The sequence below is a fragment of the Streptomyces sp. Y2F8-2 genome, assembly GCF_014905555.1.
GTDB lineage: Bacteria > Actinomycetota > Actinomycetes > Streptomycetales > Streptomycetaceae > Streptomyces > Streptomyces cynarae.
Map to the genome: position 1 here is coordinate 276209 of NZ_BNGS01000007.1, position 17484 is coordinate 293692.

Consider the following 17484-nt stretch of genomic DNA (forward strand, 5'->3'; position numbering starts at 1 on the left):
TCCGCCGCGTGGGCGCGAACAACCACAGAAGACCCGCACCCGCCCGACGACTCTCATCCCACCGACGAGTAGGCGACAACACCCCGCAGCAACTGATCAACCGCCTTGCGCGCGGCCTTGCCCACGGTCGAGCCCTCCACAGGAGAAGCCGCCGCGATCTGCCCCAGGACGTCGATCACCTGCTTGCACCACCGCACGAAGTCGCCGGCCGGCATCTCCGCCTCGTTCAGGACCTCGTCCAGCCCCTTTCCACTGGCCCACATGTACGCGGCCCAGGCGAACCCGAGGTCGGGTTCGCGCTGGCCGACGCCCTCGGTCTGGTTGATGCGGAACTCCTCCTCCAGGGCGTCCAGACGGCCCCAGATCCGCACCATCTCGCCGAGCGCGGCCTTGGCCTTGCCCGAGGGCAGCTTCGGCGCCATCGCGTCGTCGCCGACCCGGGCCTCGTACACCAACGCGGAGACGCACGCGGCGAGTTCGGCGGGAGCGAGCCCCTCCCAGACGCGTTCGCGCAGGCATTCGCTGGCGAGCAGGTCCAGTTCGCCGTAGAGCCGGGCGAGCCGCTTGCCGTGCTCGGTCACCTCGTTGCCGCGCAGGTAGTCCAGTTCGGTGAGCAACGCCACGATCCGGTCAAACGTACGCGCGATCGTGTTCGTCCGGCCCTCGATGCGGTGTTCCAGCTGCTTGGTGTCGCGCAGCAGCCGGTGGTAGCGCTCGGCCCAACGGGCATGGTCCTCACGGTCGTTGCACCCGTGGCAGGGGTGGGCGCGGAGCGCGGCGCGCAGCCGGGCGATCTCGCGGTCGTCGGCCGCCTGGGAGCGCCGCTTGCGGTGCCGCTCCGGCGGGATATGCCCGGCCTTGGTGCGCAGCGCGGAGGCGAGGTCCCGGCGGGACTGCGGGGAGCGCGGGTTGAAGGACTTGGGGATCCGCATCCGCTCCAGCGGTTCTACGGGTACCGGGAAGTCGATCGCGGCCAGCCGCTTGACCTGCCGTTCGGCGGTGAGGACGAGCGGGCGCGGGCCGTCCTGGTACTCCAGGCCCCGGTGGCCGCCTGCGCGGCCGGCGGGCAGGCCGGGGTCGAGGACCAGGGCCAGACCCGCGTACTTGCCGGTGGGGACGTGGATGACGTCACCTGGCTTGAGCTTCTCCAGGGCGACGGCGGCCTCCGCGCGGCGCTGGGCGGCGCCCTGGCGGGCCAGCTCGGTCTCGCGGTCCGTGAGCTGGCGGCGCAGCCGGGCGTACTCCTCGAAGTCGCCGAGGTGGCAGGTCATGGCCTCCTTGTAGCCCTGGAGGCCCTCTTCGTTGCGCTGCACCTGGCGGGAGATGCCGACGACCGACTTGTCGGCCTGGAACTGCGCGAAGGAGGTCTCGAGGAGTTCGCGGGAGCGGTGCCGGCCGAACTGTTCGACCAGGTTGACGGCCATGTTGTACGACGGCTTGAAGCTGGAGCGCAGCGGGTAGGTGCGCGTCCCGGCGAGGCCCGCGAGGTGCTCCGGGCTCATGCCGCGCTGCCACAGCACCACCGCGTGGCCCTCGACGTCGATGCCGCGGCGGCCGGCACGGCCGGTGAGCTGGGTGTACTCGCCGGGGGTGATGTCGGCGTGCTGTTCGCCGTTCCACTTGACGAGCTTTTCCAGCACCACGGAGCGCGCGGGCATGTTGATGCCGAGCGCGAGGGTCTCGGTGGCGAACACGGCCTTCACCAGGCCGCGGACGAACAGTTCCTCGACGACCTCCTTGAACGTGGGCAGCATGCCCGCGTGGTGGGCCGCTATGCCGCGCTCGAGGCCTTCCAGCCACTCGTAGTAGCCGAGGACGTGCAGGTCCTCGGGAGGGATGGAGGCCGTGCGCTCCTCGACGAGGGCGCGCACCTGTTCCCGCGATTCCTCGTCGTTGAGCCTGAGGCCGGCGTAGAGGCACTGCTGGACGGCGGCCTCGCAGGCGGCGCGGCTGAAGATGAACGTGATCGCGGGCAGCAGGCCCTCGGCGTCCAGCCGTTCGATGACCTCGGGCCGGCTCGGTGTCCACACCCGGGCGCGCTGTCTGCGCTCCCGTTCGCGGTCGGCCTCGCGCATGGCGCGGCCACGCCTGCGGTCCTGGAACATGGGGCGGCTGGCCTCCATGCGGGCCAGGCGCGTGAGGTCGGGGTTGACGGCCTTGCGGTGTCCTTCGCCCTCCTCGAACAGGTCGTACATCCGGCGGCCGGCCAGCACGTGCTGGAACAGCGGCACGGGCCGGTGCTCGGAGACGATCACTTCCGTGTCGCCGCGGACGGTGTCCAGCCAGTCGCCGAACTCCTCCGCGTTGGACACGGTCGCCGACAGCGACACCAGCGTCACCGACTCCGGGAGGTGGATGATCACTTCCTCCCAGACGGCGCCGCGGAAGCGGTCGGAGAGGTAGTGCACCTCGTCCATGACGACATAGCCGAGGCCGAGGAGGGTCTGCGAGCCCGCATACAGCATGTTCCGCAGGACCTCGGTGGTCATCACGACGATCGGCGCGTCGGAGTTGACGCTGTTGTCGCCGGTGAGGAGGCCGACCTTCTGTGTGCCGTAGCGGCGGCACAGGTCGTTGTACTTCTGGTTCGACAGCGCCTTGATGGGTGTCGTGTAGAAGCACTTCTTGCCCTGTTTGAGGGCGAGGTGGACGGCGAACTCGCCGACGATCGTCTTGCCGGAGCCGGTGGGCGCGGCCACCAGCACGCCCTTGCCGGCCTCGAGCGACTCACAGGCCTCGATCTGGAAGGGGTCGAGGCCGAAGTCGTACATCTCGCGGAAGGAGGCGAGCGCGGTGGCCTGCTCGGCAGCGCGCCTACGGGCTGCCGCGTACCGCTCGGCCGGGGAGAGGTCCTCTGTCATCGTGCTTTCGAGCGTACCGGGAGCCACTGACAACAGGACGATCATTATGCGGATCACGGGCACGGACCGGGGCGCGGACGGCCGTGGGGCCCCGCCGATGTCCTCGGCGGGGCCCCACGGCCGTCGGTCAGCACCTCACATGCCGCTTCCGCGCGGTCACGTCACGTCGTCATACCCGTTGACCCGGTCCGTGCTCGGCGCCTGGGGCAGTGCCCGGGTCGCGGTGACGCTCTCGACCTCGCCGATGTCCTCGGGCGTGAGATCCAGTTCGGAGGCCTCGTCGTCGGCGGGTCCCTCGGCCTCGCGCCGCTGCTTGCGGCGGTCGTTGAGCAGCGAGAAGGCGACCGCGCCGAAGTACAGCACCCAGATCGGCCCGGCCAGCGCCAGCATGGAGAGGGGGTCGGTGCTGGGGGTGGCCACGGCCGCGAAGACCGTGATGCCCAGGATCATGGCGCGCCACCAGCCGAGCATGCGCGTCCCGCTGAGCACCCCGGTGAGATTGAGCATGATCAACAGCAGGGGCAGCTCGAAGGACAGCCCGAAGACGACCACCATGCGTGTGACGAGCTGCAGCAGGTCGTCCAGCGGCAGCAGGTTGTCGACGCCGGACGGCGTGAAGTCGATCAGCACCTTCGCGGTGGTGGGCAGCACCTTGTAGGCGAAGAACCCGCCGCCGAGGAAGAGCGGGACACCGGTGCCGACGAACCCGTAGGCGTACTTCTTCTCGTGCCGGTGCAGACCCGGCGCGACGAACGCCCACAGCTGGTAGAGCCAGACCGGGGAGGCGAACACCACACCGGCCATCAGCGAGACCTGCAGTGCCAGGGTGAACGGCGCGAGCAGACCGTTGATCGTGATCCGCGCGCACTGCTGGTTGTGGCTCGAGGACCTCGCCAGCTCCTCGAAGCTCTTCCCGCACCCGACCGAGTCGAGGATCGGCTTGGTGAGGAAGTTGATGATGTCGTTGTAGAAGAAGGCGGCGACGACCGTGACCACGATGATGGCCAGCATGGCCTTGGCGAGCCGGTTGCGCAGTTCACGCAGGTGCTCCGCGAGGGGCATCCGCCCCTCGGGGTCCCTCTCCTGTTTGCGGGCAGACTTGAGCAACCCACATCCTCATCTCGTGCAGTGGACCGGGAACTCCGGTCCTCCCGTCAGCGCTGGGTCGTGTCCGTCGGCTCGTTGACCGGGCGGGCGCTGGTCACGTCGCCGGGAGCGGCCTGGATGGTGCGCTGGGCCGGGGGCTGCTCGTCGTTCGGCGGGCCGGCCGGCGCGGAGGACTTGCCCTCCTCCTTCATCGCCTTGGCCTCGCTCTTCAGGATGCGCGCGGACTTGCCGAGGGAGCGCGCCATGTCCGGAAGCTTCTTCGCGCCGAACAGCAGGATGATGACGACGAGGATGAGAATGATCTCGGGGGCTCCGAGCCTTCCGAACATAAGTCTTTACCTTCTCACCGAGGCGGCATTGGGTGGGGGTGCTGTTCGGCCAATCGGACAAATGTCCGACAGCCGTGCAGCGATCGTAACGCTCAGGGGTGAACGTGAGGCAATCCCTGTGCGTACTCCCGGTCTGCGGACCGCGCCTCGTTCTCCGGGCCGCGACCAGCAGCGTACCTGTACGCAGTGGGAAGTAGACAGGGCGAAGTGACTCATTGCGCCTCTTGCGGCCCCTCTTACCGGATCCACGGAACACCGTCGCGGCACGGCGTGCGGCGGAGAAGGGCATGCGCCGGAGAACCGGCGGATGCGGATCACCGTCGTGACGCCATTGCCGGCGTGAGGCGGATCGGCGGCGGGAGGCGATGCGCGGCGTGAGGCGGATTGCCGAGCTGCGGCGGGATTGCCGAGCTGTGGCGGATTCATATCCGGTCCGCGGCCCGCGCCGCGCCCACGGCCGCCCGTTCCAGGTCCTCCGCGGCACGGTTGATCCGGCGCGCCGAGTCGGCGACCTGCCGCCCGAGGCGCTGGGCCTCCAGGAAGACCCGGACGGCGAACACACCCAGAACGGCGAGCCCCAGGAACCCCAGGGCGATCGCGAGCATCGGCCAGAACATGACGTAAGAGCCTAGAGGGTCGAGTGCAGCCGCAGGGTCCGCACCCCGCCCCCGGTGAGCAGTTCGACGATGCGCTCCCCGGCCGGCTTGCGGACGGATGCGCCGCACTCGGGGCACGTGAAGGAGTAGAACGTGGTCTTGCTGGTGGCGCCGATGGCCAGCCGCAGGGCGCTCGCCCCCAGCTCGAAACGGGCGCGGCAGTCCGGGCAGCCGGCCCGGAACACCACGTCGGCCACCCGCCTCATCCCGGCGAACGCCGTCCGCACCGACATCTCCGCGGCCCCCGGCGCCTGCGGCGCACCGGCCGACGCTTCCGACTGCTCCGAGGCACCAGACATCGCCCACGTGCTCACAGCTGCTGCTCCTGCCTGTCGTACAGCCCGTCCTGAACCGGATCCGGCCCGTCGTACGCCGCGAGCGCCTCGCGGGCCGCCCGGCGGGCGCTGTCCGCGAGGTCCTGCGGCGACACGATCCGGCCGTCCCGTCCGAGCCGCAGCGCCAGCCGTCTGAGTGACGCCGGGTCGGGGGTCCGCAAGGTGATACGCAGCCCGCCGTCCGGCAGCTCGTCCGCGCTGTCGTGCGGGTAGTACTCGGCGACCCAGCGACCGCCCGGTCCGACCTCGACGACCACCTCGGGGTCCTCGGCGGCGGGCTGGACGAGCCCTTCGGACAGGTCCCGCAGCTCGACCTCCGGAGGCGCCGACGGCTCGTCGAGGATCTTGATCTCGGCGACCCGGTCGAGCCGGAAGGTGCGGCGCGCCTCGGAGCGGCGGCACCACGCCTCCACGTACGTGTGGCCGACGCTGACCAGGCGGATCGGGTCGATCTCGCGCTCGGTGACCTCGTCGCGGGCCGGCGAGTAGTAGCGGATCCACAGGCGGCGGCGCTCGGAGATGGCCCGGTCGACGTCGGCGAAGACACCGCCCTCGGACTCGAACGTCACCGACAGCCGGGAGCTGGCGCCCGCCGCCTCGCCGGCGGCGGTCTCCACCTTGGCGGTGGCGCGCAGCAGCGCCTGCCGGTCGCTCTCCCGCAGCCCCGGCAGGGTGGCCACGGCCCGGGCGGCCACCAGCAGCGCGGTCGCCTCGTCCGCCGCCAGCCGCAGGGGCTCGGCCGCGTCCGCGCCGAGAGCGGCCGGGTTGTGCCACCAGATGCGCTCGCCGTCGGTGTCGATGTCGAGGAGGTCGCCGCCGCGGAAGCTGGTGCCGCACATGGGCAGCACGTCGAGGTCCGAGACCAGCTCCTCCTCGGTGATGCCGAACGCCCGGGCGACGTCCTCGACGCGCGCCCCGGGACGCTCCCTCAGATACGTCACCAGGGACAGCAGCCGCCGGGTCTGGTCGATGGCGTTCGCTGGTCTGGCCGGTTTGCCTGCCACGGTCGTACCTCTCCCCCTCAGCCCTTGGCCACGGCGCGCAGCCGGTCCACCACGTCGGCCCTCAGCTCCGCCGGCTCCAGGACCACCACGTCGGGCCCGAACTCCACCAGCCAGGCGTCGAGGCCGTGCCCGTACGGGATCTCCAACTCGTCCCAGCCGTCACCGAGTTCCCGCACGGAGGTGGCCTTCGCCCGAAGGGGGTACCCCGCGTCCTTGCGCAGCCGGATCCGCGCCGAACGGTCGGCGGTCTCCCCCGCCCAGCTCGCCACGGTCTCACGGACGGTGACCACGTCGGGCACCGGGGCGGTGAAGGCGCCGCCGCGGCTGCGCACCTTGCCGGTGATCCTCGAGAGCCGGAAGACACGCTCGGCTCCCCGGTCGCGGTCCCAGCCCGCCAGGTACCAGTGGCCGCGCCAGCACTCCAGCGCCCAGGGTTCGACATGGCGCTGTTCGGGGTGGGCGGCGGTGGCCTTGCGGTAGTCGAACACGACGGGGCGGCGGTCCCGGCAGGCCAGCATCAGCGGCTCGAACGCGGCCTCGTGCACGGGGATGCGGGGTTCCAGGGCGCCGTGGACCTCGTACGGGTCGACGTCCTCGGGCAGACCGGCGGCGCGCAGTTTCTGCAGGGCGCCGCTCGCTGCACCGGCGAGCCGGGCCTGCTGCCACACCTTGGCGGCCAGGCCGAGCGCGGCGGCCTCCTCGGCGTCGAGAGTGATGGGCGGAAGGCGGTTGCTGTCGCGGCGCGCCAGGTAGCCGACCTCGCCCTCGAGGTTCTCCACGGTCTCGATCACGAGTCCGAGCTCACGCAGGTCGTCCTTGTCCCGCTCGAACATGCGGTTGAAGGAGTCGTCGGACCCTGCTTCCAGATAGGCCTCGATGGACTCGCGCAGCTCACGCTTGCTGAGCGGCCGCCGCGTCCCGAGCAGACACAGCGCCAGATTCATCAGCCGCTCGGCCTTGGCAATGGCCATCGACGCCCTTCGCCTCCCCATGGTGCTTACGACGGACGACCGTACCGCCCGCGAGCACCCCGGCAAAAGCCGAGGGCCCACGCCCGCACAGGCATGGACCCAGCTGATCGTTTCCGGTCGCCTCCAGGCAGCCTCCCGCACCGTCCGCGGCCGACCCGGCCTCGGCCGCCCCGCAGACTGCCGGAGGCACACCTCGAAGCCGCCCCGCCGGAGGCGGCTTCGCGGCCGGATCACCTTCGCAGCCGCCGGGTGACCGCTTCCGCGGCCCCGCACAGCGGCTGCCGGACGGCCCCCGGCGGCCGACAGGGGTTCCGCCGCCGGGCCCGGCCCGGCGGCGGTCGGGCGACCGGTGCCTCGGTCAGACCGCGACCAGGTCGCAGACGAAGATCAGCGTCTCGCCCGGCTTGATCCGGGCGCCCGCGCCACGGTCGCCGTAGGCCAGGTGCGGGGGAATCGTCAGCTGGCGGCGGCCGCCGACCTTCATGCCCTGGACGCCCTGGTCCCAGCCCTTGATGACCTGGCCGACACCCAGCTGGAACTTCAGCGGCGTACCGCGGTTCCAGGAAGCGTCGAACTCCTCACCGGTGGAGAAGGCGACGCCCACGTAGTGGACGGAGACGGTGTCGCCCGCCTTGGCCTCCGGGCCGTCACCCTCCCAGATGTCCTTGATCTCGAGGTCGGCCGGGGGCTCGCCGCCCGGGAAGTCGATCTCGGGCTTCTCGATGCTCACGTCAAAAGCTCCTGCTGTTTCGTGTTGAGGCCATTGCGGCACCACCGACACTCTCACATCCCTGCAGGGCTTACATCTTCGCCAGGATGTCCACCACGAAGACCAGCGTGGAGTCCTTCTTGATGCCGCTGCCGCTCGGCGGGTTGTCCCCGTACCCCAGCTTCGGCGGGATGACGACGAGCACACGGCTGCCCACCTTCTTCCCGGTCAGCCCCTGCGCCCAGCCCCTGACGACCTGCTGGAGCGAGAACGACGCCAGCTGGCCACGGCCGTACGTGGAGTCGAACTCCTTGCCGGTGTCCCACAGCACGCCCTTGTACTGCACGAGAACGGTGTTGTCCGCCTTGACCTCGTCGCCGTCGCCCTCGATGACGTACTTCGCGACCAGCCCCGTCGGCGGCTTCGCCTTCGGCACGTCGATGGACGGCGCCTTGCCGTCGGTGTTCGTGCCCACCTTCGGCAGGTCGGAGTCGCTCTGCGCCACCGCCTCGCCCTTGGCGGAGCTCTTCGCGTTGAACGTGTTCTGCACGTCCACCACGAACACCAGCGTGTCGGTGCCCTTGATGCCCGCCTGCGGGTTGCCCTGCGTGCCGTACCCCCAGGTCGGGGGTACCGCCATCAACACCCGGCTGCCGACCTTCTTCCCCGCCAGCGCATACCGCCAGCCGTCGATGATGCCGCCCTGGGCGAGCTGGATCACCAGCGGCGTCTTGCGGTCGTAGGAGTTGTCGAAGACCTTGGCCGTGTCCCAGATCTGGCCCAGGTAGTTCGCCTGGATGTAGTCGTTCTCCGCGACCGTCTGCCCGCCGCCGGCGATCACCGTTTTGACCGCCAGGTCCTTGGAGGGCGAGCCGGACCCCTTCGCCACAGTCGGCTTCTCGTCGAACTTCGTCCCGGCGGTGATCGTCGGCAACGGCCCCTCGACGATCTTCGGCGGCGGAGCGGCCGACGTCGCCGAGGGCGCGGGGGACGAACTGGTACCTCCCGCACCCTTGCCGGACTTGTCGTCACCGCATCCGGCGACGGTCACCAGCCCGGCGGGCACAGCGGCAAGAAGAAGAGAGCGTCGGCGCACGATGGGGCCTCAATCGGTCGATCTTGATGGATGGCGTGCGCGCTACCTTACTGACGTTTGGGTGCCGATCCGGGTTCCGGCCCGCTTCAGTTTCGGCCGGGGGTCCGGGGGTTGCCCCCCGGGACAGCACTGCCGGCGAAAGAAGGGCGCCGTACGGCAAACGTACGGCGCCCGTGTGGCGTTCCGGTGACACACGCGAAACGCGGCTCTCAGATCCCGGTATCACATTCCGGCGATCAGCTTCTCCACCCGGTCGTCCACCGAACGGAACGGGTCCTTGCACAACACCGTCCGCTGTGCCTGGTCGTTGAGCTTCAGATGCACCCAGTCGACCGTGAAATCACGGCGCTGTTCCTGCGCCCGCCGGATGAAGTCACCGCGCAGCCGCGCGCGAGTGGTCTGCGGCGGAACCGACTTGCCCTCGAAGATCTTCAAGTCGTTGCAGATCCGGGCGGCTTGGCCCTTCTTCTCCAGCAGGTAGTACAGGCCGCGACGACGGTGGATGTCGTGGTAGGCGAGGTCTATCTGCGCCACCCGAGGATGCGACATCGTCATGTTGTGCTTGGCCCGGTACCGCTCGATGAGCTTGTACTTCATCACCCAGTCGATCTCGGTACCGATCCGGTCGAGATCCTCCGACTCGATCGCGTCCAGCGTACGGCCCCACAGCTCCAGCACCTGCTCGACCGTGCCCGTCCGGATACCGCGGCGCTCGCAGAAGTCCACGGCCTTCTCGTAGTACTCCCGCTGCACCTCCAGCGCGGAGGCCTCCCGGCCGCTGGCCAGGCGCACCTTGCGGCGGCCCGTGATGTCGTGGCTGACCTCGCGGATCGCCCGGATCGGGTTCTCCAGGGTGAGGTCACGCATCACCGTGCCCGCCTCGATCATGCGCAGCACCAGATCGGTCGCGCCGACCTTCAGCAGCATCGTCGTCTCGGACATGTTGGAATCGCCGACGATGACATGCAGACGGCGGTAACGCTCCGCGTCCGCGTGCGGCTCGTCCCGCGTGTTGATGATCGGCCGGGAACGGGTCGTCGCCGAGCTGACACCCTCCCAGATGTGCTCGGCCCGCTGACTCACGCAGTACACCGCCCCGCGCGGGGTCTGCAGCACCTTGCCGGCACCGCACAGCAGCTGCCTGGTGACCAGGAACGGAATCAGGATGTCCGCGAGCCGGGAGAACTCCCCGTGTCGCGCCACCAGATAGTTCTCGTGACAACCGTAGGAGTTGCCCGCCGAGTCCGTGTTGTTCTTGAAGAGGTAGACGTCGCCCGCGATTCCCTCCTCGTGCAGGCGGCGTTCGGCGTCGACCAGCAGCCCCTCGAGAATGCGCTCGCCGGCCTTGTCGTGGGTGACCAGTTCGATCACGTTGTCACATTCGGGTGTCGCGTATTCCGGATGCGAGCCCACGTCGAGATAGAGACGGGCCCCGTTGCGCAGAAACACATTGCTGCTGCGGCCCCATGACACGACACGGCGGAAGAGGTACCGCGCCACCTCGTCAGGCGACAGACGGCGCTGTCCCCTGAACGTGCACGTGACGCCGTACTCGTTCTCCAGCCCGAAAATGCGGCGGTCCATGACTGAACATTACGCCCGATCCCCTGAGCTGAAACGGGGTTCGACAGCACGGTTTGGATCATTTTCCGGTGAACCCGCAACCACCCCGCCCCCGGCGGGAGCTGCGAGGACCCGCCCCGCGACCACCAGGACCAGCAGCGACACGGCCCCCGCGGCCCCCGGCACGGCGAAACCCCACAGCGCGCCACCCGCCTGCACCACCGGCCCCGCGACGCCCGTCCCGACCGACGCACCCACCGTGAACGTCGTCACCAGCCACGAGAACGCCTCCGTCACCGTACCCCTCGGCGCATGCCGGTCCACCAGCACAAACGCACACGCGATACACGGCGCCAGGAACACCCCCGCCACCGCGGTCAGCCCCACCATCGCGACCACACCCGGCATCAGCATCAGCGGCAGATAACACAGCGCCAAAAGCGCCACCAGCACACGCAACCGCCGCTCCGGCGCGCCCGGCCACCGCCGCGCCCCGTACACCGAACCCCCGACTAGAGCACCCAAGCCGATCGCCGCCATCAGCCAGCCGTACACCCCGTCGCCCCCATGACCATCGGCGTACGACACGGCCGCCACCGCGATCGAACCCAACGCCATCCCCACGAACAGGAACGCCCCGAGCAGCACCAGCAGCCCCCGCGAGCGCAACGCCCCCAGCCAGTGCGCCTCACGCGGCGCCGACCGCCACGCACGCGACGGCGGCGACACCACCACCGACAACGCACCCAGCACCCCGACGACGTTCAGCACCACCACCGCCACACGCGCCGACCACAACGACGCACACAACGTCACCAGCAGCGGCCCGACGGTGAACATCACCTCCTGCGCCACCGCGTCCATCGCATAGGCCGTGTGCACCTGCTCCTCCCGGCGCAGCACCACCGGCCACAGCGCCCGCAGACCGCCCTCCAGCGGCGGCGTGAACAGCCCCGCCACCACCATCGCGGCATACGCCACGGCGATCGGCTCCAGACCCGTCAGCGCGAACACCGTCATGGCGGCGGCGGACACCACAGCCGCCGGCAGCTGCACCCGAGGCTGCCCGTGCAGATCGACCAGCCGCCCCAGCACCGGCTGCCCCACCGCGTTGGCCACCCCGTACACCGCGGCCAGCGCCCCCGCGAGGCTGTACGTGCCGCCCTCGGAGCGCACGAACAGCACCACGACGATCGCCGCCACCGCGTTGGGCAACCGGCCCACCAGCGTCCCCACCAGCAGGCGGGCCGCATGCCTCGCCCTGAGGATCTCCACGTATCCCGCGGCCATGCGCGTCCCTTCTCCCGGCCCCACCCCGCTTCTCCGTACCCGCGACGGGTGAAGTTTTACGTATAACGTCGCCCGTCATACGTACCATGAGCGCTGACCCGCAGTCCACACGACGGCCGACCCGCCAACCCGTACGAAGGAGCACGCCCACCGTGCCACCAGGTAGCACGCGACCCACCAGCCGCGATGTCGCCCAGGCCGCCGGCGTCTCCCAGGCAGCCGTCTCCCTCGTCCTCGGCGACAAATGGCGCGGACGCGTCTCCGAACCCGTCGCCGAACGCGTCCGACAGGCCGCACGAGAACTCGGCTACCGGCCCAACCTCGCCGCCCGCAACCTCCGCCTCGGCCACACCCGCACAGTCCTGCTGGTGGTACCCGCCCTCACCACCGAATTCTTCGCCGGCGTCTACACCGGCGCCGCCCGCATCGCCGCCGACCACGGCTTCGGCGTCGTCCTCTACCCCTCACCCGAAGGCGTCGGACCCGCCAGAGACCCCTTCCACTCCGCACAAGCCGCCCTCGACGGCGTCATCGCCTCCTCCATGGCCGCCGACGCCCTCACCGCCATCCACGGCGACCAACTCCCCCTCGTCATGCTCGACAGCGACCCCGAAGGCAGCCCCGGCGCAGCAACCGTCAACCTCGACATCACCGACGGAGTACGCCAGGTAGCCGAACACCTCCTCGGTCTCGGCCACCGGCACTTCCTCCACCTCGCCGCCGACATCCCCTCCTGGACCTTCCGGATACGCGCACAGGAACTCGCGGCACGCCTCGGCACCGTCCCCGGCACCACCCTGCGCACCACCCACGCCCCCATCTCCATCGAAGGCGCCCGCACCGCCGCCGAAACCGCCCTCGCCACCCCGGGCCCCCGCCCCACCGCCCTCGTCTGCGACGACGACAAACTCGCCGCCGGCGCCTACAAAGCCGCCCGCCGCCTCGGCCTGCGCATCCCCGACGACCTCTCCGTCACCGGCCTCGACGACCTGGCCCTCGCCACCGCCATCGACCCCGAACTGACGACCGTACGACTGGACGCCGAACTGTTCGGAGAACGCGGCATGCAGGCACTGCTGGCGGTCCTGGAAGGCCGCACCCCCGAGCAGCGCGACATCCCCGTCGAACTGGTCGTACGAGGCTCCACAGCACCACCGCGCCAGTGACTCGCGAACACCCGGGAGCACAACGCTGCGCGCCCCAACCCGAAACGGGCGGGGCGCGCAGCGTCATACCGTCAAACGGTCATACCGTCACACGAGTGAGGCGACCTACTCCTCCGACTCGGCGTCCGCGTCGGCCTCCGCCTCCGCCTCCGCCGCCGTCGACGCACCGTCCGCCTGCAACAGACGCGACAGCTGACGGCCGGTGATCCGCCTGAACTTGCGCTTCTGCGGTCGCGTACGGTCCAGCACCGCGACCTCCAGCCGCTCCGCCGGAATCTCCCGCTCACTGCCGTTCGTGTCACGCGACAGCGCCTGCACCGCCAGCTTCAACGCCTCCGCCAACGTCATCCCGTCACGATGACGCTGATCGAGGAAACTGCTGATCTGCTCGGCATTGCCGCCGACCGCCACCGAACCGTGCTCATCCACGATCGACCCGTCATGCGGCAGACGGTAGATCTGATCACCCTCCGGGGTCTCCCCCACCTCGGCGACCACCAGCTCCACCTCGTACGGCTTCTCCGCCGCACTCGAGAAGATCGTGCCCAGCGTCTGCGCGTAGACGTTCGCCAGACCACGGGCGGTCACGTCATCACGGTCGTAGGTGTAACCACGCAGGTCGGCGTAACGCACACCACCGATCCGCAGGTTCTCGTACTCGTTGTACTTGCCGGCGGCCGCGAAACCGATCCGGTCGTAGATCTCACTGAACTTGTGCAGCGCACGGGACGGGTTCTCACCGACGAACACGATGCCGTCGGCGTACTGCATCACGACCAGACTGCGGCCGCGCGCGATGCCCTTGCGGGCGTACTCCGCCCGGTCGGCCATGGCCTGCTGGGGGGAGACATAGAACGGCGTCGACACCGGTTATCCGTCCCTTTCTGTCGAAGTCACACGATCACCCTGATAACAACCGGTCCCGCCGTCAGAGCAGCGCGGCCCGCGGACCGTCGGGCTGCTCCAGACGCCGCTCCAGGATCGAGCGGGCGATCTCGGACGACTCCTCGTCGCTCAGCCGGCGGAAGCCGTCCTCGGTGATCACGGTGACGATCGGATAGATCCGGCGAGCGACATCGGGACCACCGGTCGCCGAGTCGTCGTCCGCCGCGTCGTACAGGGCCTGAACCACCAGGGTCGTGGCCTGCTCCTCGGTCAGATCCTCACGGTAGAGCTTCTTCATGGCACCACGCGCGAAGATCGAACCGGAACCCGTGGCCGCGAAGCCGTGCTCCTCGGAACGACCGCCCGTCACGTCATAGGAGAAGATGCGACCCTTGCCACGGTCCAGGTCATAACCGGCGAAAAGCGGAACCACGGCAAGACCCTGCATGGCCATGCCCAGATTGGAACGGATCATGGTCGACAGACGGTTCGCCTTGCCCTCCAGGGACAGCTGCGCGCCCTCGACCTTCTCGAAGTGCTCCAGCTCCAGCTGGAACAGCTTCACCATCTCGACGGCGAGACCCGCCGTGCCGGCGATGCCCACGGCCGAGTACTCGTCCGCCGGGAACACCTTCTCGATGTCCCGCTGCGCGATCACATTGCCCATGGTCGCCCGGCGGTCACCCGCGAGCACGACGCCCCCCGGGAACGTCGTGGCCACGATGGTGGTGCCGTGCGGAGCCTCGATCACGCCCTGCGTGGGCGGCAGCTGCCGGTTGCCGGGCAGCAGCTCGGGCTGGTGCTCCGACAGGAAGTCCATGAAGGACGACGAGCCAGGCGTCAGGAAGGCAGCTGGTAGACGCCCGGTGCTACGAGGATTGGCTTCCACGCGTTTCCTTCCACGTATGTCGCAGCCCGCCTTATGACGTCGGGCCGATCCTTGAACTGCCCCAGTGCGGCATTGCAGCTGAAGCACAGTACGCCACGGACCCTACCCGTCTGGTGGCAGTGATCCACATGCGCTGCCGGGGCCGATGGACATATGCAACAGACGCCTGCTTGCGAGGCGATCAACTCGTCACGTTCGGCCTCGGTGATGCCGTACTGACGCTTCAGGTGACCTTGCCGCCCCTGAACCGCCCGGCACGCCTTGCAGCGCGTCGACAGGCCGTCCGACGCGGTCGCGTTGCGATGCCACTCACTGTGCGGCTTGACCTGGCCACAAGTCCGGCAGAGCTTGTCCCCCGGCGGGACCTCGACCTTCTCGCGCACCTGCTTGCCCATGGCCGCCCGGCGGCGCCGGTAGTGCGCGGCACTGTACTCGGCCACGCACTCCCGGCACCGGACCTGAAGACCGTCACGCCCATTCCTGTCCCGCGCGAAGGCAGCGAGGGGCGATTCCCTCTCGCAGCTCGTGCATCGCTTTGCGGACGGCTCTGTAGCCACTCCCGTCCCCCGCCAATTTCGATCCGAAGGGAAAAGCTACTTCAGACCTTCACTCTCCACCCTTTTGCACGAAGCTTCGCACGAAATCCTCGGCATTTTCCTCGAGTACGTCATCGATTTCGTCCAGGACGGAGTCCACATCGTCGCTCAGCTTCTCGTGCCGCTCCTTGAGATCCCCCGAAGCCTGAGCCTCCTGCTCCTGCTCCTCGATCTCCTCGGTGGAGCGCGTGGCCTTCTGCTGGCCGCCGCCGGTGTCCTTGGTCGCCATAACCCTCACCCCGCTCAGTTCGCCCGACATGGTCGACAGGTCGGCTTTCCTGCCGATCGGTGGTGATCAGACCCTACTAGCCGGGTCCGACAACGGCCCCGCAGTTACTCCAACGTGCGGGGACCACCTCGATGATTCCCGGTCGCCGGGATTTACACCCCGGGCGGCCGGGCTCGTCCGAGTACCCCTCAGCCGCCTGACAGGACCCTGACCAGGTCCTCGGCCGTGCGGCAGCGGTCCAGGAGCTCCTTGACGTGATTACGCGTTCCGCGTAGCGGTTCCAGGGTTGGAACGCGCTGCAGGGAGTCCCGGCCTGGGAGGTCGAAGATGACCGAGTCCCAGGAGGCGGCGGCGACGTCGTCCGCGTACTGCTCGAGGCAGCGGCCGCGGAAGTAGGCGCGTGTGTCCTCCGGTGGCTTCGTACGGGCCCGCTCGACCTCTGTCTCGTCCAGGAGGCGCTTCATGCGCCCGCGGGCCGTGAGGCGGTTGTACAGGCCCTTCTCGGGGCGTACGTCGGCGTACTGGAGGTCGAGGAGGTGGAGCTTCGCGGCGTCCCAGTCGAGACCGTCGCGGCGCCGGTAGCCCTCCATGAGCTCTCGTTTGGCGACCCAGTCCAGCTCTCCCGCCAGGCTCATCGGATCGTGCTCGAGGCGGTTGAGGGTGTCCTCCCAGCGGGACAGGACGTCCTTGGTCTGGTCGTCCGCGTCGGCGCCGTACCGCTCCTCGACGTACTTGCGGGAAAGCTCGTAGTACTCCATCTGGAGCTGGACGGCGGTGAGTGTGCGGCCGCTGCGCAGGGTGATCAGGCGCTTGAGCGTCGGATCGTGGGAGACCTGGTGCAAGGTGCGTACGGGCTGGTCGACCGCGAGGTCCACGGCGATGAAGCCGTCCTCGATCATGGACAGGACCAGGGCCGTCGTACCGAGCTTCAGGTATGTCGAGATCTCGGAGAGGTTCGCGTCGCCGATGATCACGTGGAGGCGGCGGTATTTCTCCGCGTCCGCGTGGGGTTCGTCGCGGGTGTTGATGATGGGCCGCTTGAGTGTCGTCTCGAGGCCGACCTCGACTTCGAAGTAGTCGGCGCGCTGGCTGAGCTGGAAGCCGTGTTCGTGGCCGTCCTGGCCGATACCGACGCGGCCGGCGCCGGCGATGACCTGGCGGGAGACGAAGAAGGGGGTGAGGTGGCGCACGATGTCGGAGAAGGGGGTTTCCCGCTTCATCAGGTAGTTCTCGTGCGTGCCGTAGCTGGCGCCCTTGTTGTCGGTGTTGTTCTTGTAGAGGTGGATGGGTTGGGCGCCGGGGAGCTGGGCTGCTCGTTCCGCGGCTTCTGCCATGATGCGTTCGCCGGCTTTGTCCCAGAGGACGGCGTCGCGGGGGTTGGTCACCTCGGGGGCGCTGTATTCGGGGTGTGCGTGGTCGACGTAGAGCCGTGCGCCGTTGGTGAGGATGACGTTGGCGAGGCCGATGTCCTCGTCGGTGAGCTGGCTGGCGTCGGCGGCCTCGCGGGCGAGGTCGAAGCCTCGCGCGTCCCGCAGCGGGTTTTCTTCCTCGAAGTCCCAGCGGGCCCGGCGGGCCCGGTGCATCGCTGCCGCGTAGGCGTTGACGATCTGGGACGAGGTGAGCATGGCATTGGCGTTGGGGTGGCCGGGGACGGAGATGCCGTACTCCGTCTCGATGCCCATTACTCGCCGTACGGTCATGCGGCCCTCCTTGCCCGGCGGCGCCCTCGGTCGGGGGCGGCGCTCAGATACCGCTGGTGCTCCGGTGCGCGTGCGGTGCCCGTCCCCGCACGGCGCGA

17 protein-coding genes are annotated in these 17484 nt (G+C 69.3%); 1 reads left to right on the forward strand and 16 read right to left on the reverse strand.

Annotated features, from left to right (window positions below; all coding sequences use genetic code 11):
• Nucleotides 1-53: 53 nt before the first annotated feature.
• The 11 genes from SY2F82_RS24490 to SY2F82_RS24540 all read right to left on the reverse strand — a co-directional run bounded on the left by SY2F82_RS24490 (nucleotide 54) and on the right by SY2F82_RS24540 (nucleotide 11921).
• Nucleotides 54-2906 carry an RNA helicase gene (locus SY2F82_RS24490; protein ID WP_200421499.1) on the reverse strand — a complete coding sequence of 951 codons (2853 nt, stop codon included), beginning with the start codon at nucleotides 2904-2906 and terminating at the stop codon, nucleotides 54-56.
• Between the two features lie 111 nt (nucleotides 2907-3017).
• Complete coding sequence (tatC, locus tag SY2F82_RS24495; protein WP_200421326.1) at nucleotides 3018-3968, reverse strand: twin-arginine translocase subunit TatC; 951 nt, start codon at nucleotides 3966-3968, stop codon at nucleotides 3018-3020.
• Between the two features lie 47 nt (nucleotides 3969-4015).
• Entirely contained in the window at nucleotides 4016-4297 is a 282-nt protein-coding gene (gene tatA / locus SY2F82_RS24500; RefSeq protein WP_200421327.1) for a Sec-independent protein translocase subunit TatA, read from the reverse strand.
• Nucleotides 4298-4719: 422 nt separating this feature from the next.
• Nucleotides 4720-4914 carry a hypothetical protein gene (locus tag SY2F82_RS24505; protein WP_200421328.1) on the reverse strand — a complete coding sequence of 65 codons (195 nt, stop codon included), beginning with the start codon at nucleotides 4912-4914 and terminating at the stop codon, nucleotides 4720-4722.
• Between the two features lie 11 nt (nucleotides 4915-4925).
• The gene (locus SY2F82_RS24510) at nucleotides 4926-5186 is read right to left on the reverse strand and encodes a CpXC domain-containing protein (protein ID WP_236041782.1); all 261 of its coding nucleotides are present in this window, start codon (nucleotides 5184-5186) and stop codon (nucleotides 4926-4928) included.
• 77 nt (nucleotides 5187-5263) lie between these two features.
• On the reverse strand, nucleotides 5264-6292 hold the full coding sequence (locus tag SY2F82_RS24515; RefSeq protein WP_200421330.1) for a YafY family protein: 1029 nt from the start codon (nucleotides 6290-6292) through the stop codon (nucleotides 5264-5266).
• A 17-nt stretch (nucleotides 6293-6309) separates the two neighbouring features.
• Nucleotides 6310-7263: a YafY family protein gene (locus SY2F82_RS24520; protein WP_200421331.1), complete on the reverse strand. Its 954-nt coding sequence runs from the start codon at nucleotides 7261-7263 to the stop codon at nucleotides 6310-6312.
• A 358-nt stretch (nucleotides 7264-7621) separates the two neighbouring features.
• Nucleotides 7622-7993, reverse strand: coding sequence for an FKBP-type peptidyl-prolyl cis-trans isomerase (locus SY2F82_RS24525; protein WP_103839080.1), 372 nt, complete (start codon nucleotides 7991-7993; stop codon nucleotides 7622-7624).
• Between the two features lie 70 nt (nucleotides 7994-8063).
• Entirely contained in the window at nucleotides 8064-9068 is a 1005-nt protein-coding gene (locus SY2F82_RS24530; RefSeq protein ID WP_200421332.1) for an FKBP-type peptidyl-prolyl cis-trans isomerase, read from the reverse strand.
• 222 nt (nucleotides 9069-9290) lie between these two features.
• Nucleotides 9291-10652 carry a Pup--protein ligase gene (gene pafA, locus SY2F82_RS24535; protein ID WP_019754142.1) on the reverse strand — a complete coding sequence of 454 codons (1362 nt, stop codon included), beginning with the start codon at nucleotides 10650-10652 and terminating at the stop codon, nucleotides 9291-9293.
• A gap of 9 nt (nucleotides 10653-10661) precedes the next feature.
• Entirely contained in the window at nucleotides 10662-11921 is a 1260-nt protein-coding gene (locus SY2F82_RS24540; protein ID WP_200421333.1) for an MFS transporter, read from the reverse strand.
• Nucleotides 11922-12073: 152 nt separating this feature from the next.
• Between SY2F82_RS24540 and SY2F82_RS24545 the strand changes: the two genes are divergently transcribed.
• Complete coding sequence (locus SY2F82_RS24545; protein ID WP_200421334.1) at nucleotides 12074-13087, forward strand: LacI family DNA-binding transcriptional regulator; 1014 nt, start codon at nucleotides 12074-12076, stop codon at nucleotides 13085-13087.
• A gap of 105 nt (nucleotides 13088-13192) precedes the next feature.
• On the opposite strand, the gene prcA is transcribed toward SY2F82_RS24545, so the two are convergent.
• The 5 genes from prcA to dop all read right to left on the reverse strand — a co-directional run bounded on the left by prcA (nucleotide 13193) and on the right by dop (nucleotide 17386).
• Nucleotides 13193-13954 carry a proteasome subunit alpha gene (gene prcA, locus SY2F82_RS24550; protein ID WP_200421335.1) on the reverse strand — a complete coding sequence of 254 codons (762 nt, stop codon included), beginning with the start codon at nucleotides 13952-13954 and terminating at the stop codon, nucleotides 13193-13195.
• A gap of 61 nt (nucleotides 13955-14015) precedes the next feature.
• Complete coding sequence (gene prcB / locus SY2F82_RS24555; protein ID WP_200421336.1) at nucleotides 14016-14861, reverse strand: proteasome subunit beta; 846 nt, start codon at nucleotides 14859-14861, stop codon at nucleotides 14016-14018.
• On the reverse strand, nucleotides 14813-15301 hold the full coding sequence (locus SY2F82_RS24560; RefSeq protein WP_236041768.1) for an endonuclease VII domain-containing protein: 489 nt from the start codon (nucleotides 15299-15301) through the stop codon (nucleotides 14813-14815). The genes prcB and SY2F82_RS24560 overlap by 49 nt, the downstream gene beginning before the upstream one ends.
• 166 nt (nucleotides 15302-15467) lie before the next feature.
• Nucleotides 15468-15686: a ubiquitin-like protein Pup gene (locus tag SY2F82_RS24565; protein WP_200421338.1), complete on the reverse strand. Its 219-nt coding sequence runs from the start codon at nucleotides 15684-15686 to the stop codon at nucleotides 15468-15470.
• 188 nt (nucleotides 15687-15874) lie between these two features.
• A complete protein-coding gene (dop, locus tag SY2F82_RS24570) occupies nucleotides 15875-17386 on the reverse strand; it encodes a depupylase/deamidase Dop (protein ID WP_374707203.1) in 1512 nt (503 codons plus the stop codon).
• Nucleotides 17387-17484 lie beyond the last annotated feature (98 nt).